General features: G+C 63.3%; 16 protein-coding genes. 8 read left to right on the forward strand and 8 right to left on the reverse strand.

Annotated features, from left to right (window positions below; translation table 11 throughout):
• Positions 1-5 precede the first annotated feature (5 nt).
• From ACR0FC_RS07690 to xylA, 3 genes are all read left to right on the forward strand, one after another.
• Positions 6-1,304 carry a sugar ABC transporter permease gene (locus tag ACR0FC_RS07690; protein WP_170339578.1) on the forward strand — a complete coding sequence of 433 codons (1,299 nt, stop codon included), beginning with the start codon at positions 6-8 and terminating at the stop codon, positions 1,302-1,304.
• A gap of 71 nt (positions 1,305-1,375) precedes the next feature.
• On the forward strand, positions 1,376-2,107 hold the full coding sequence (locus ACR0FC_RS07695) for an ATP-binding cassette domain-containing protein (protein ID WP_093965003.1): 732 nt from the start codon (positions 1,376-1,378) through the stop codon (positions 2,105-2,107).
• A gap of 9 nt (positions 2,108-2,116) precedes the next feature.
• Positions 2,117-3,424, forward strand: coding sequence for a xylose isomerase (gene xylA / locus ACR0FC_RS07700; RefSeq protein WP_170339580.1), 1,308 nt, complete (start codon positions 2,117-2,119; stop codon positions 3,422-3,424).
• A 172-nt stretch (positions 3,425-3,596) separates the two neighbouring features.
• Here the strand turns inward: xylA and ACR0FC_RS07705 are convergent, their stop codons facing one another.
• Both ACR0FC_RS07705 and ACR0FC_RS07710 read right to left on the reverse strand, forming a co-directional pair.
• On the reverse strand, positions 3,597-4,406 hold the full coding sequence (locus ACR0FC_RS07705; protein ID WP_170339582.1) for a glutathione S-transferase family protein: 810 nt from the start codon (positions 4,404-4,406) through the stop codon (positions 3,597-3,599).
• Positions 4,407-4,411: 5 nt separating this feature from the next.
• Positions 4,412-4,855, reverse strand: a complete 444-nt coding sequence (locus tag ACR0FC_RS07710; RefSeq protein WP_170339584.1) for a cupin domain-containing protein — start codon at positions 4,853-4,855, stop codon at positions 4,412-4,414.
• A gap of 111 nt (positions 4,856-4,966) precedes the next feature.
• Between ACR0FC_RS07710 and ACR0FC_RS07715 the strand changes: the two genes are divergently transcribed.
• A complete protein-coding gene (locus tag ACR0FC_RS07715; RefSeq protein WP_170339587.1) occupies positions 4,967-5,896 on the forward strand; it encodes a LysR family transcriptional regulator in 930 nt (309 codons plus the stop codon).
• A gap of 23 nt (positions 5,897-5,919) precedes the next feature.
• Here the strand turns inward: ACR0FC_RS07715 and ACR0FC_RS07720 are convergent, their stop codons facing one another.
• Genes ACR0FC_RS07720 through ACR0FC_RS07745 form a run of 6 tightly spaced genes read right to left on the reverse strand, consistent with a single transcriptional unit; the run spans position 5,920 to position 10,496 of the window.
• A complete protein-coding gene (locus ACR0FC_RS07720; RefSeq protein WP_170339589.1) occupies positions 5,920-6,660 on the reverse strand; it encodes a TonB family protein in 741 nt (246 codons plus the stop codon).
• Entirely contained in the window at positions 6,657-7,052 is a 396-nt protein-coding gene (locus ACR0FC_RS07725) for an ExbD/TolR family protein (RefSeq protein WP_170339591.1), read from the reverse strand. Before ACR0FC_RS07725 ends, ACR0FC_RS07720 begins: the two co-directional genes overlap by 4 nt.
• Complete coding sequence (locus ACR0FC_RS07730) at positions 7,049-7,378, reverse strand: biopolymer transporter ExbD (protein WP_170339593.1); 330 nt, start codon at positions 7,376-7,378, stop codon at positions 7,049-7,051. Before ACR0FC_RS07730 ends, ACR0FC_RS07725 begins: the two co-directional genes overlap by 4 nt.
• Positions 7,379-7,409: 31 nt before the next feature.
• Positions 7,410-8,075: a MotA/TolQ/ExbB proton channel family protein gene (locus ACR0FC_RS07735; RefSeq protein WP_170339595.1), complete on the reverse strand. Its 666-nt coding sequence runs from the start codon at positions 8,073-8,075 to the stop codon at positions 7,410-7,412.
• 4 nt (positions 8,076-8,079) lie between these two features.
• On the reverse strand, positions 8,080-8,526 hold the full coding sequence (locus ACR0FC_RS07740) for a hypothetical protein (RefSeq protein ID WP_170339597.1): 447 nt from the start codon (positions 8,524-8,526) through the stop codon (positions 8,080-8,082).
• 23 nt (positions 8,527-8,549) lie between these two features.
• Positions 8,550-10,496 carry a TonB-dependent receptor domain-containing protein gene (locus ACR0FC_RS07745; RefSeq protein WP_480656805.1) on the reverse strand — a complete coding sequence of 649 codons (1,947 nt, stop codon included), beginning with the start codon at positions 10,494-10,496 and terminating at the stop codon, positions 8,550-8,552.
• Between the two features lie 308 nt (positions 10,497-10,804).
• On the opposite strand from ACR0FC_RS07745, the gene ACR0FC_RS07750 reads away from it, so the two are divergent.
• Genes ACR0FC_RS07750 through ACR0FC_RS07765 form a run of 4 tightly spaced genes read left to right on the forward strand, consistent with a single transcriptional unit; the run spans position 10,805 to position 14,552 of the window.
• Entirely contained in the window at positions 10,805-11,857 is a 1,053-nt protein-coding gene (locus tag ACR0FC_RS07750) for a hemin-degrading factor (RefSeq protein WP_170339601.1), read from the forward strand.
• Positions 11,857-12,705 (forward strand): heme/hemin ABC transporter substrate-binding protein, encoded by an 849-nt coding sequence (locus ACR0FC_RS07755; RefSeq protein WP_254437787.1) that lies wholly within the window; start codon positions 11,857-11,859, stop codon positions 12,703-12,705. Before ACR0FC_RS07750 ends, ACR0FC_RS07755 begins: the two co-directional genes overlap by 1 nt.
• The gene (locus tag ACR0FC_RS07760) at positions 12,702-13,775 is read left to right on the forward strand and encodes a FecCD family ABC transporter permease (protein WP_170339605.1); all 1,074 of its coding nucleotides are present in this window, start codon (positions 12,702-12,704) and stop codon (positions 13,773-13,775) included. The genes ACR0FC_RS07755 and ACR0FC_RS07760 overlap by 4 nt, the downstream gene beginning before the upstream one ends.
• Positions 13,776-14,552: a heme ABC transporter ATP-binding protein gene (locus ACR0FC_RS07765; protein WP_170339607.1), complete on the forward strand. Its 777-nt coding sequence runs from the start codon at positions 13,776-13,778 to the stop codon at positions 14,550-14,552. It begins immediately after the preceding gene.
• The last annotated feature ends 5 nt before the right edge of the window (positions 14,553-14,557 follow it).

Here is a 14,557-nt window from a genome sequence, read left to right on the forward strand (position 1 = left end):
CGGAAATGACCGAAACTTCGTCTCAGCCGATACCTCAGAAAACCAAGCCAAGCCTGTTCCAACAGCTGGAACTGGACATGCGGCTTTTGGGCATGATCGGCGCATTCGTGATCCTGTGCATCGGGTTCAATATCGTCACTGACGGACGGTTCCTGACGCCCCGCAACCTGTTCAACCTGTCGATCCAATCGGTTTCGGTGGCGATCATGGCCTGTGGTATGGTGTTCATCATCGTAACCCGGCACATCGACCTGTCCGTTGGCGCGTTGCTGGCGACCACCTCGGCGGTGATGGCCATGACGCAGACCGAGTTGTTGCCGCGCGTGTTGGGGATGGGGCTGGACCATCCCGCCACCTGGATCATCACCATCCTGGTCGGTCTTGCCATCGGAACGCTGATCGGAGCGTTTCACGGCTGGATGGTCGGCTACCTGACCATTCCGGCGTTCATCGTGACTTTGGGAGGCTTTCTGGTCTGGCGCAACGTCGCCTGGTATCTGACCAGCGGGCAGACAATCGGGCCGCTGGACAGCAATTTCTTGATGTTCGGGGGAACGAACGGAACCTTGGGAACAACGGCAAGCTGGCTGTTCGGGTTGTTTGCGGCGGCCATTGCGATCTGGGCGCTGTGGGGCAGTCGCCGGGCCAAGGCGGCGCATGGCTTCCCGGTCAAACCCGTCTGGGCCGAGGCAACGCTCGCCGGTATCATTGCGGCGAGCATCCTGGGATATGTGTACATCCTGAACAGCTATGCCATTCCGACGCGCCGGTTGCAGCGTATGTTCGAAGCCCGTGGCGAGACGATGCCCGAGGGCCTGATCGTCGGGTACGGCATCCCGATCTCGGTCCTGATCCTGATCATTGTCGCCGTGACCCTGACGGTCGTGGCCCGCAAAACCCGGTTTGGGCGCTACATCTTCGCGACCGGCGGCAACCCGGACGCAGCCGAGCTGTCCGGCATAAATACCCGCCTGCTGACCGTCAAGATCTTTGCGCTGATGGGCTTCCTTTGCGCGGTTTCGGCGGTGGTCGCCTCGGCGCGGCTGGCCAACCATTCCAACGACATCGGAACACTGGACGAACTGCGGGTGATCGCGGCAGCGGTCATTGGCGGAACCGCCCTGTCTGGTGGCATCGGCACCATCTATGGCGCGATCCTTGGTGCGCTGATCATGCAGGCACTGCAATCGGGCATGGCCATGGTCGGCGTGGATGCGCCGTTCCAGAACATCGTCGTCGGCAGTGTGCTGGTTCTGGCCGTCTATATCGACATCGTCTACCGCAAGCGATTGGGTGGAAAATGACGCAAGCGCAGGGAACTAAGAAAACGCCGCCGGCATCCGGTCGCGGATCCGGGCAACCACCTCTGGTCGAGATGCGAGACATTTCGATCTCGTTCGGCGGGATCAAGGCCGTCGACCAAGTCTCGGTCGACCTGTATCCCGGCGAGGTGGTGGGACTGCTGGGGCACAACGGGGCTGGCAAATCGACGCTGATCAAGGTCCTGTCCGGAGCCTATCAGATGGACCACGGGCAGATCCTGATCGATGGCAAACCGGTCGAGATCAACAACCCGCGCGACGCGCGGGCCAACAATATCGAGACGATCTACCAGACCTTGGCCCTGGCCGACAATCTGGACGCCACCTCGAACCTGTTCCTGGGACGCGAAATGACGACGCCTTTCGGTCTGGTCAACGACGCGGCGATGGAGGCCGAATGCCGTAAAATCATGGCGCAGCTGAACCCCAACTTTCAGAAGTTCAACGATCCGGTTTCGGCTCTGTCCGGTGGCCAGAGACAGTCGGTGGCCATCGCGCGGGCTGTCTATTTCAACGCCCGCATCCTGATCATGGACGAACCGACGGCCGCCTTGGGTCCGCACGAGACGCAGATGGTGGCCGATCTGATTCACCAGCTCAAGGCGCAGGGGATCGGAATTTTCCTGATCGACCACGACGTACACGCAGTCATGGATTTGTGTGATCGGGCCTCGGTCATGAAGAACGGCAAGCTGGTCGGCACGGTCGATATCGCGGACGTGACCGACGACGATCTGCTGTCGATGATCATTCTGGGTAAGCAGCCCGGGCAAAACTCGGAATAGGGGGCAGGTATGACAAGCGGATTCTTCGAGGGTATCGAAAAGGTCCGGTACGAAGGCGTAGACAGTCGGAACCCGCTGGCGTTCCGTCACTATGACCCGGACGAAGTGGTGTTGGGCAAGCGCATGGAGGACCATCTGCGCTTTGCCGTCGCCTGGTGGCACTCTTTCGCATGGGAGGGCGGAGACCCGTTCGGCGGTCCGACCCTTGTTCGCCCGTGGCACCCGCAAGACGACATGGGACGCGCCCGGATGAAGGCCGATGTCGCCTTTGAGATGTTTGAAATACTGGGACAGCCCTATTTCTGCTGGCACGACGCGGATATTCGCCCCGAACAGGGCAACTTTGCCGAAAACTTGCGCACGCTCGAGGAAATCACCGACTATATCGGTGAAAAGATGCAGGCGTCGGGAACCAAGCTGCTTTGGGGGACCGCCAACATGTTCAGCCATCGCCGCTGGATGGGGGGTGCCAGCACGAACCCTGATCCGGACGTCTTTGCCTTTGCCGCAGCAACCGTGAAATCCTGTATGGATGCGACCCACAAGCTGGGCGGCGAGAACTATGTGTTGTGGGGCGGGCGCGAAGGCTACGAGACGTTGCTGAACACCGATCTGGGGCTGGAACTGGACCATATGGGACGGTTCCTGAACATGGTGGTCGACTACAAGCACAAGATCGGGTTCAAGGGCACCATCCTGGTCGAGCCGAAGCCACAGGAACCCTCCAAGCACCAGTACGACTACGACGCCGCAACCTGCATCGGGTTTCTCAGGAAATACGGGCTGGAAGACGAAGTGAAGCTGAACCTGGAACAGGGCCACGCGATCCTGGCTGGCCACAGCTTTGAACATGAGATCGCCGTGGCGGCGGCCGAGGGTATGCTGGGTTCGATCGACATGAACCGGAACGATTATCAATCTGGATGGGACACCGACCAGTTTCCCAACAACGTGCCCGAAGTCGCGTTGGCCTACTACTACATCCTCAAGGCCGGAGGGTTTTCGACCGGGGGCACGAATTTCGACGCCAAGATCCGCCGCCAGTCGATCGACCCCGAGGATCTTGTCGCGGCGCATGTGGGCGGCATGGACGTCTGTGCCCGCGGGTTGAAGGCCGCCGCCGCGATGATCGAGGATGGCGGGCTTGATGCCGCGTTGACCGACAGATACTCCGGATGGGGCAGCCCGGAGGCGCAATCCATGCTTGCCTCATCGCTGGATGAAATCGCGGCTCGAGTGTTGGCCGAAGGTATCAATCCCGAGCCTCGATCCGGAAGGCAGGAGCGCTTGGAGAACTACGTCAACAGGTTTGTCTGACGGCTAAAGGTTCAACGGTTCCGCGCCCGGAAGCCTAAGACTGGTTCGGTTTAATCAGCCGGTATTCATGACTTAAGACCGACTGTGCACCACCGGGCCATATTCGAATGCGTGTTGTGGGCGCCGGTCCTCCGCGGCGGGTGCCCCCGATCGACCCGCGTGCCTTCTGGCTTCAATCAGATGCCGGGACTACCAGCCCAAGTTCTTTGTCCGATGCCGTCCCGGCATATTTGTCCCGCGGTGGCATTGGCCTCGACTTCCAATGTGGCTCGAACGCAAAGCTCGACACTTTGCGGCCGCCCACCAACGCTCCGTTTCCGGCACCCAATGCATAGTCGTAGTAGAGTTTCACGATTTCGTCTTGTGTCACCTGCCCCGTGGCCTCATGGGCCATGCAGGCGGCTTTCCAGTTTCGGACTCTGTCGTACTCGCCGTTTTGCGGGAGTTCAAAGTCTTCGTAGTATTCCAGAAACCAGAAGCGCTGGAACATCGGTGTGAATACCGCCTCGGCCAACCCGAACTGATCGAACAGAAAAACACCGTTCGGGTTGTGGGTCAGAAGAAAGTCATTGAGGTCACGATAAAGCGCGAGCAGTTTTTCGTTGTGGGCATCTTTCTGCGCGGGGTCCTGGTTCATCACATAGACGTAGCCGGTCATCGTGAAGGCGCCCTCTTTGGCAATCAGCATCGACTCGACCGCATGCTCGGCCGGGTCGCTGCGCCGCAGCTTTGGCCCTTCGAGCATTTCATCGAGATAGCGCAGGATCACGAGGCTTTCCTTGATGATCTGCCCGTCCGGAGTCTCGAGAACCGGCAGAGCGGTCGTTCCGCGCGTTTTCTTCAGCAGCTCTGGATCGCGGGGTTTGGTGATGTCCACGACGCGGAACTCCACCCGGTCCCTCATCCCCCGCAACGCCAGCAGAATTTCAAGCCGCTGTGAAAAGGGACACACAGGAATATGATAGACGATGTGCTGGGTCATGACGTTCAATCCAATGGAGGGCCAGTAAATGACAGGTTGTACTTGGCGGCTACGGCCTCGATGTCCGGCATGTCTTCCGGAATTTTGTACTGGGCCGTTGCCATGGCGTGGAAAAAGCCCTCGAAACCTCCCGGTGTGAGAATGACAAGGTGACGGCTGGGCTCATCACCGATGACCTTGAACGTGTGTTCTTTTCCGCGGGGTATGAAGATACTTTCGCCCGGGCCGACACGCGTTTCGACACCTTCGACCCAGACTTTGCAGACACCGGTCAAAATCACGAAGACTTCGTCTTCTGCCTGATGGATGTGCCGTGGCGGACCGCTTCCGACCGGCGAAAGGCTGTCTACAATCGACATGGCGCCCCCGGTTTCAGCGGGGTCCAGAATTGTTTTGTAACGAACGCCCTGCCATTCGAGCGTGGCGTCATCAACCAGATGATCATGCATCGCTTCTGTCCTTTGATCCGACATGAAACGAAAGCGCTTTCGGTACCTTACTTGTAGGCGCAAAAAACGGTATCAATCTAACGAAAGTTCATAATACACGGTATTACCAACATGAATTTCGTAACGCTTGATCTGAACCTACTCCGTGTTCTTGATGCGATTCTGACGGCGGGGTCCACCACCAAGGCAGGGGAAAGACTTGGGGTCTCGCAATCCGCAGTGTCGAATGCGTTGAACCGCCTGCGGCACGCCTTGGGTGACGATCTGTTTGTGCGGCGGGGAAATCAGCTTGTCCCAACGGATTTTGCGGTTTCGATCAAGGACGGGCTGCGTGAGGAACTCAATCGACTGGAAAGTTTGCTGAGCCACAATGACGATTTCGACCCCAGGCAGGCATCCGAAACTTTCAAGATCGCGGCCAGCGACTTTTTCGCCGAGCTGCTGATGCCCGGTCTTGGGGGTGTTCTGAACCGCAAGGCTCCGAAGATGGTCGCGCAATTGGTGGATCTTGTTCCCGAGAACTATGTCGAGAGTATTGAGCGCTACAATGCTGATCTCGCGTTGATCCCGGATACAGATGCACCGGATTGGATCAGCAGAGAAGTGCTGTTCCGGTCGTCCTTCATGGTCGTCGGCCGCGTTGACAACCCATTCCTTGCACAGATCGAAGACGGCACCGAACTTCCGATGGAAACGTTCTGCGCCTTGTCGCATGTGCTGTTTTCACCCGAGGGCAAACTGGCGGCGATGGGTGATGCGGCTCTGGCGAAAGTTGGTCGGAAAAGGCACGTCGCGATGACCCTTCCGGTGTTTTCAGGGGTGTGCCGAGTGGTCAGTGCAAGCGATCTTGTGGCCTTGGTGCCTTCTCAGCTGGCCAGGAAGTTGGCGCCGGAGTTCGGCCTGAAGGTACTTGCCCCGCCGTTCGAAATCGAACCCGTCAACATCATAGCTATCTGGCACAGACGATCGGATGCAAATCCGATGGCAAAATGGATGCGGCAACAAGTGTTCGATCTGTTGAAGCCGCTGGACACCAGGTAGCCGGACAAGCGCGGGTTGAGTTTCTATTTGCTGACGATTTCCACGGTATAGGCGCGCCGGGCCGAGGCCGGCGGCGGCGGGAAGGGCGCGGCGGCCCGGACCTGCGCCAGTGCGACCTGATCCAGCCGGGCCGAACCCGAGCTGCGGGCGACGCTGACCGACGCCAGCGCACCGTTGTCGGCGATACGAAGGGCCACCAGAACCGAGCCTTGGATATTCACGCTTTTTCGACGGGCGCGCAAAATCTTGCGCTTGACCAGACCGGCATAGGTGCTGGCCTCGGCATTTCCCTGTTCCTGCGCGGCGCGGTTCGTCCGTTTCGCCGAGGCCGCCCCGGTCGCCGCCTTGCCGGTGGCGCTGCCCTTTTTGCGGCTGTCCGCGGCATTGCCTGTCGGGGTGGGTGGTTTTGGAGGCCGGGCCTGCTGCGGCTGGGGTTTTTGCAAGGTCGGTGTATGGGCGTTCTGCCGCTGGGCCGGGGCCTGCGCCCGCACCCTAGTGGCCGGCTGCGCGCGCGCACGGTCCGCCGGGGCCTCTGGCGAGGTCTGTGCTGGGGCAACGGGTGAGTGACGGGTGGTGGCGGGGGGCGGGGACACGGTTCCGGCCGCATAGTCCCGGAACGAGGACCCCAGCGCCACAGGGGCAACTGCGCCACCGCCTTCGATGAGAACTGCCTCGTCCGTGTCGAATTCGAACAGGGCGGCGGCGTGGGTCGCGGCGGCCAGCACGACCAGCACGGTGGCCATAGTGCGGGATTGCGGGATCATGGCAGGCCCCGTTCGGTCACGACGAAGACCCTATTGGCGCCCAGGGCCCGCAGGGCGTCGCTGACCTGTTTCAACCGCACCGCCGGCAAGGCCCGGTCGGGCACCAGCCGCACGGCATCCAATGGCAGGTCGATCGAGGCGCGCTCGACATAGGCCGCCACATCCGTCAGCTCGGCCCCGCGATATTCCAGCACGCCGTCGGCGCGGATGACCAGCGCATCCGGGGGCTCGCGCCCTTCAAGATCCGCCGTCCGCACCAGTTGCACCGACTGGCCCAAGGGCGGCGCCAGCGTGCCCGCGATCATGAAGAAGACCAGCATCAGAAAGACCACGTTGATCAGGGCGATCGTCGGTTCGCGGCCGGGTTTCGTTTTGGGGGTCAGCCGGATCATCCGATGACCTGCGTGCTGAGGCGGGATACGGGTTCAAGGGCGGTCAGCAAGTCGATCAACTGCTGCGAGGTCGCCCCGCCGCCGAGGCTGATCAAGGCCAGCTGGTCGGTTCGGCCGTCGAACCGTGCGGCGACCGCGTCGGGCGCGACTTCGGTGCCGTCGATCAGGATGCGGTCGCGTTCAAGCTTGATGAAGCGGATAGATCGCTGGGCCTGCGACCCGCCCGCCGCGGCGGTGGTCAGCTCGATCTCGGCGTATTTCGAGAAGGTCGAGGTGAGCATGAAGAACAGCAACAGCAGAAAGATGACATCGATCAGGGATGTCATGGACAGGCGCCGGCGCCGAATTTTGCGGGTATCAAGCGCCATGGGCCAGCGCCTCGGACGGCGGGGTGGCCGGGCGTGGCGCGGCGGCGTGGCCGGGGGCAAACACCGTGCGCAGGGCGCGGTTGGCAAAGACCCGTTCGCGGGTCATGCGCGCCTCGAACCAGGTCAGGACCAGCGCGGTGGGCATGGCCACGGCCAGCCCTGCGGCGGTCGTCATCAACGCAACCCAGATGCCGCCGGCAAGCAGCGCCGGATCCACCGCGTTGCCGGCCGCCTGAAGAGTGCGGAAGGCCTCGATCATGCCCAGCACGGTGCCGAACAGCCCCAGCAGCGGCGCAAGCTGCGAGACCATGTCCAGCACGTTCAGCCCGCGTTCCAGCCCGGCAAAGCGCGCCTCGGCCTCGGCATCGGCGCGGTCCATCAGTTCCGGCCCGTGCCCCTCCAGCGCCATGGCGACTACCGGCGCCAGATAGCTGCGGCTTCGGTCCAGATGCGCGCGCGCGGTGGCCCGATCGTTGCGGTCCCAGGCTTCGATGGCCTGCGACAGCTCGACATGCCGCCCGACTCCGGCGGCCTTGTACTGCCACAGCTTGTAGAGGATCAGCGCCATGGTCGCGACCGAAGTCGCGATCAGCACCGCCACGACCGGGCCGCCCAGGTCCAGAATCGCGGTCAATCTTTGCAGAAACGCATCCATCGGGTCATCCAATCAATTCGGTTTCAAGGCGGCTGCGCAGCGTCAGGCCGGACAGGCAGGCATCGGCCAGATCGCCGGGATAGGCGCATTCCTGCACCCCGTTGATCAGGATCCGGCTGATCTGATTGCAGGCCAGGCCGTCGAATTTGAACTGGCGCACGCGGGGCCGCCCGGCGGGCAGGTCCTGGAAATCCAGCAGCGTCAGCAGGGCCACTTCGCCTTGCGCGCCGAACAGCACCGTTTCATAGACGGCGCCGCCGATATCGGCGGGGTGGGCGTTTTCGACCACGAAGCTCAGCAGGCAGCCCTGATCCTGGTCCACGGCCGAGCTGAGCTCGATCGTGACGCCGCCCGCGCCCTGCGTGTCTTCGGCACTGGCCAACTCCGCCCCCGCGATGGGGGGCAGGGCCAGCAGGACCGCCCGAACAAGATTTTGCACAGCTTTTCTCATGACGGGTCCTTTCCCTGAGGGGTTCAGAAGGTCTTGGCCACGGTCAGCTTGAAATTCCGGCCCGGCGAATTGCGGGTCGACAGGTTCGGCTGATAGGCCTTGTCAAAGATGTTCTCGATCCCCGCGCGCAGCTCGAACCCGGCCAGCGCGGCCTCTTGCGGCAGATAGGTCGCGCGTAGGGTGTTCACCCCATATCCGGCAACCGGATCGCCCGAGGAATCGAGACCCGACTTGGCGCCGAAGATCTCCCAGCTGACATCCAGGGTTTCGCCAAACCGCTTGCCCAGGGTGATCCGCGCCGAATCCGTGGGTTCGTTGCGCCACGGCGATCCGATGCCCGCCGCGCTGAACTCGGTGGCGCTGACGATGTTGGCGTTGAAATCGACGTAGAAGCCCGTGGCATGGGCATAGGAGGCTTCAATCTCGACGCCCTCGGTTTCGACCTTGGACAGGGGCAGGGACGGAGTGCCCGACACGTACGAGGTGATGTCCCACAGATCGGTGCTGTAGACATTGATCTTGGCGCGCACAACGTCGCCGCTGTCATAGGAAATGCCGGCCTCCCAGGTGCGGGATTTCTCGGGCTGGGTCATGTAGAGCGGTGTGCCCAGATCGTCGATGATCGGCAGGCTTTCGGTATAGGCCCCGCCCGCGAACACCGCGAAGCCGCTGGCGAATTCATAACGGGCCGACAGGCCGCCCATCAGCGCGTCGTTGTCATAGCTGCCGTTGAAGGGCGCGGCCGCGTCGCCGTTGCCCTTGATGTCCTGCGTTTCGTACCGCAGCGCGGGCGTGGCGGTCAGCTGGTCGCCGAACTGGATGTCGTCAACTGCAAACAGCGCGACGCGACGGTCGGTGCCGCCCGGTGCCGATGGGGCATCCAGCCGCTCGCGCTCGATGAATTCCACCCCGAACCGCAGATCATGCGACGCCGCCCCGGTCTGGAAATACGCGCTGTTCTTGATCGTCAGCTTGGTGGTTTCGTAATTGTGCGTGGCATCGGCCAGCGCCCGGATGCCGGGGAAGAAGGGCGTTCCCTCCAGGCTGGACGAACCGGGCACATAGCTGCTGTCGATGGACTGCTCGGAATAGCTGAGATTGACGTCCAGATCGACCAGATCGTTGCCGGCCGGCCGGTACTGATAGCGCAGAACGGCGATCCGGGTTTCGATGTCGCGGTCCACGTTGCCGAAGGCGTCCGCCGTCGTGCCGAAGGAATCATAGGGCACGTCGCGCTCTTCCGAGGTGGACTGGTTCCAGGACGCGGTGATCGAATGCTCAAGGTTGTCGCCAAAGCTGTATTTCCCCTTGGCCAGCAGCGAAGGCAGGGTAAAGGCGCTGTTGCCGATCGTGTCGCCGTTCCCGTCCTTCTGATCGTCTTGGTCGCGATAGGTATAGTTGAACAGGAATTCGGTCTGCCGGTTGGGTTGCCACGCCAGGATCGACGACGAGGCAAAGCCGTTGCCGTTGGAATACCCCTCGAGCGTCTGGCGGAAGCGGAACCCCGGCTCGCCGCCGGTAAAGTCGGACGCGTCCTTGGTTTCCAGCTGAACCACGCCACCGACGACGCCCGAGCCGTATTCGAAGGACCCGACCGTGCCGCGTATGACCGAGACGCTTTTGTACAGCTGCGGATCGGTGAACAGCTGGTTGCCGATCCGGTACAGCTCTTCCGCGCCGGTGGTTGCGCCGTCGACCAGGATCAGAACCTTCTGGTCGGTGCCGAAGGTGCCGTTGGCCCCGTATCCGCGGATATTGATGCCCGATCCTTGCGGGGTCGAGCCGTTCACCAGGGTGACACCGGGAACCGAATCGATCAGCTCGGCCACCGTGTTGGCCTGACGGTCGTTGATCTCTTCCTGGTCGATATTCGTGACCGGAACCGCGGTGCCGGTCTGGATCTCGCGTTTGCTTTCGCCCAGTTCCAGGGTCCCGAGGAACCCGTCATCCTGTTCCTGCGCCCAAACCATGGACGCCATCAAACCAAGGCAAGAGGCAGTCCCAAGCAGGCCTGCAATATGAGTACGCGCACGCATTTCTGTCCCTTCGAAACAAGTGTGAGGACCGGAGATGCTTGCAGTTCGCTGGCGCTGGTCAGTTTTTTTTTCTGTTTTTTGGAATCGCCTGTTCGCGGCGACTTGTGCTCGTTAATAAAGGTGACTAAAACAGTCAACATAATTTCGTGCCTGTAATTTCGGCACTGCCAGCAGGTCTCTGATTGCGATCAGCGCCCGGGCCAGCACCCCCTTGGAACCACGAAGAAGACGGGAAACCCGCTATGGAACAGGTGCTTATGGCTCCTCAGGATATTCGTGCCGCCTATGCGCAGAAGACAGGCCAGCGAGACCGCGATTTCGCGGAATCGCTGGGGTTGAGCGAGGGCCAGCTGGTCGCGGCCTTTGCCGGGCAGGGCGTAACGCGGCTGAACCCCGGCCTTGACGGGCTGTTCGGCCAGTTGGCTGGTTTGGGCGAGGTCATGGCGCTGACGCGCAACCCGTCCTGCGTGATCGAAAAGATCGGGCGATACGACAATTACCACAGCGGCCAGCATGCCGCGATGGTGCTGACCGAAGAGGTCGACCTGCGCATGTTCCCCGCGCAATGGCACCATGTCTTTGCCGTCGAGCGGGAAACCGAGGCCGGTCTGCGCCGCTCGATCCAGGTGTTCGATGCGGCCGGGGACGCGGTTCACAAGATCATCCTGCGCGATGGCTCGGACCTGGGCCACTGGGGCAGCTTGGTTCGGACACTGGCCGCCGAGGATCAAGGCCAGACGATGGCGGTCGCGCCGCGCAAACCGGCCGAAGGACCCAAGGCCAATGCCGACAAGGCCGACGCCCTGCGCCACGAATGGGCAAAGATGACGGACACGCACCAGTTCCTGCGCCTGACCTCCAAGCTCAAAATGAACCGGCTGGGCGCCTATCGCATCGCGGGCGAACCGCTGGCCCGCGCGGTTGATCCCGCGGCGGTCACCGGCCTGTTCGAACAGGTGAGGGATCAGCAGATCGAGGTGATGATCTTCGTCGGCAACCGCGGCTGCATCGAGATCCACGGCGGGCGGGTGCGGAATCTTCAGCAGATGGGGCCGTGGTTCAACGTGCTGGATCCGGGCTTCAACCTGCATCTGCGCAGCGATCACATCGCCGAGGTCTGGGCCGTCGACAAGCCGACCCAGCGCGGCCCGGCAATCTCGGTCGAAGCCTTCGACGCGGACGGCGCCCTGATCCTGCAGATCTTCGGGCGCCGCACCGGCGAGGCCGATCATCGCCCCGCCTGGGATGCGCTGGTGGCCGCGCTGCCCGGCCCGGCCGATACCGGAGCGGCATGATGCGGGGCCTGGTGACACTCTGTGCGGCATTGCTGGTTTCGGCCGCGGCCGCGCAGGCCGAGAGCAAACGCGTGATCGCCATCGGCAGCTCGCTGACCGAGATCGTCCATGCCCTGGGCCAGCAGCACCGGCTGGTCGGCCGTGACCGCAGTTCGATCTATCCGCCCGAGGCGGCGGATCTGCCCGATGTCGGGTATCGCCGGGCCCTGTCGCCCGAGGGCGTGCTGTCGGTTGCCCCCGACCTGATCCTGGCGCTCGAAGGGTCGGGCCCGCCCGAGACCATCGCGGTGCTGCAAGAGGCCGGCGTGGATTACGTCACCATTGCCGACGAATTCTCGCGTGATGGCGTCATCGACAAGATCCGCGCCGTGGGTGTCGCGCTGGGGGTCGAGGCCGAGGCCGAAGCCCTGGCGGCCGAAACCGCACGCCGGCTGGACCGGGCGCTGGCCCAGGCGCCCGACGCGCAGGACGCGCCGGTGAACGTGCTGTTCCTGCTTTCGGCTCGGGGCAGCGAATTTGTCGTCGGCGGGGCCGAGACCCAGGCAGACACCATCATCCGGATGGCCGGAGGCAAAAACGGGGCCGCGGATGTGACGGGTTTCAAGACGATGACGCCCGAAGCCATGGCCGCCACCGCGCCGGACGTGATCCTGATGATGGAGCGCCAAGGCGAGCCGACCATCTCGGATGAAGAGCTGTTCGCGCTGCCCGCGGTCCGGCTGACTCCGGCGGGGCGGAACCGGGCGCTGATCCGGATGCCCGGCGCCTATCTGCTGGGCTTCGGCCCGCGCACCGCCGACGCGGTCATGGATCTGTCGGCCGCATTGCGGAGCGTCAGGGGCTCATGACGCTGCCACTGGACAACGGCGCGCCCCCGACCGCCGCGGCCCGCAGGTCGCGGGCTGCATGGGTGACGCTGGCCTTGATCGGCCTTCTGGCCGTGACCAGCGTGGCCAGCATCTCGGTCGGCGCGTCCGAGGCCTCGTTGAAGATGGCCGTTTCAGATCTGCTGCATGGCCGGGGCCTGTCGGATCTGAACCGGATCGTGCTGTGGGACATCCGCCTGCCGCGGCTGGCGATGGGCATCCTGGTCGGCGCGGCGCTGGCGGTGTCGGGCGTGGTGATGCAGGGGCTGTTCCGCAACCCGCTGGCGGATCCGGGCATTGTCGGCGTCAGCGCGGGGGCAGGGCTGGGCGCGATCACCGCCATCGTCTTCGGCAACCTTCTGCCCGCCGCCGTTCTGGCCTGGGTCGGCAGTGGCCTGGTCGCGGTTGCCGCCTTTCTGGGCGGCTGGGCGTCGGTCCTGATCCTCTATCGCGTTTCGACGCGTCAAGGGCAGACCTCGGTGGCCACGATGCTGCTGGCCGGAATCGCCCTGGCGGCCCTGTCGGGCGCGGTGTCGGGGGTCATGGTGTACATCGCCGACGATCAGCAGCTGCGCGATCTGACATTCTGGGGCATGGGGTCTCTGGCCGGCGCGACCTGGACCAAGGTGGCGACCGCCGCGCCTCTGATACTGGCGTCGATCCTGTGCGCGCAGCGTCTGGCCCGCGCCTTGAATGGCCTGGCCATGGGCGAAGCGGTGGCGCATCACATCGGTATTCCGGTGCAACGCAGCAAGAGCATCGCGATCCTGACTGTGGCCGCCGCCACCGGCGCGGCCGTGGCCGTGTCGGGTGGGATCGGGTTCATCGGCATCGTCGTGCCGCATCTGCTGCGGCTGGGCACCGGCCCCGATCACCACCGGTTGCTGGTGAATGCGGCCTTGCTGGGCGCCGCCCTGCTGCTGGCCGCCGACATGATCAGCCGGGTGATCGTGGCCCCGGCCGAGCTGCCGATCGGCATCGTCACGGCCATTCTGGGCGCGCCGGTGTTCTTCTGGATCCTGCTGCGCCGCCACGGATCGATGGGTATGTGAATGATGAAAGCTGAAAATGTCAGCGTCCGCATCGGGCGCAAGCAGATCCTGCGCGATGTGGATTTCCTGGCCGAACCCGGACAGGTCACCGCGATCATCGGGCCCAACGGCTCGGGCAAATCCACCTTGCTTAGGGCGCTGTCGGGCGACATCCTGTACACCGGCCGTATCACCTTGAACGGCCAGGACATCGCGGCTCTGCAGCCCTGGGAACTGGCGGCGATGCGGGGCGTTCTTCCGCAATCCTCGGCCGTCGCCTTTCCCTTCACCGCGCTGGAAGTCGTACGCCTGGGCCTGCCCGGCGGCCTGGCCAACGGCGACGACGCCCTGCCGTCGCGCGCGATGGCGCATGTCGATCTTGCGGGGTTCGAGCCGCGCTCGTACCAGAACCTGTCCGGCGGCGAGCAGCAACGCGTGCAGCTTGCGCGCGTTCTGACCCAGGTCTGGAGCTCGGTGCGGCGCGACCGGCCGCGCTGGCTGTTACTGGACGAGCCCGTCGCCAGCCTGGACATCGCGCATCAGTTCACGGTTCTGCGCATCGCGCGCGAATTCGCCGATCAGGGCGGGGGCGTCGTGGTCGTGATGCATGACCTGAACCTGACCGCGTTGTTCGCCGACAAGGTCTGCGTTCTGTCGAACGGAGAGGTCTGGCGCACCGGGGCGGTTTCGGACGTCATGACCGACGAGGTGATGCGGCAGGTCTACGGCATCGATCTGCCGGTCAGCACGCTGCCGGCAACTGACGTTCCGTTTGTCTTGCCGCAGGCTCTGGTTTGAGGCCC

The organism is Ruegeria sp. BB9, from assembly GCF_056539345.1.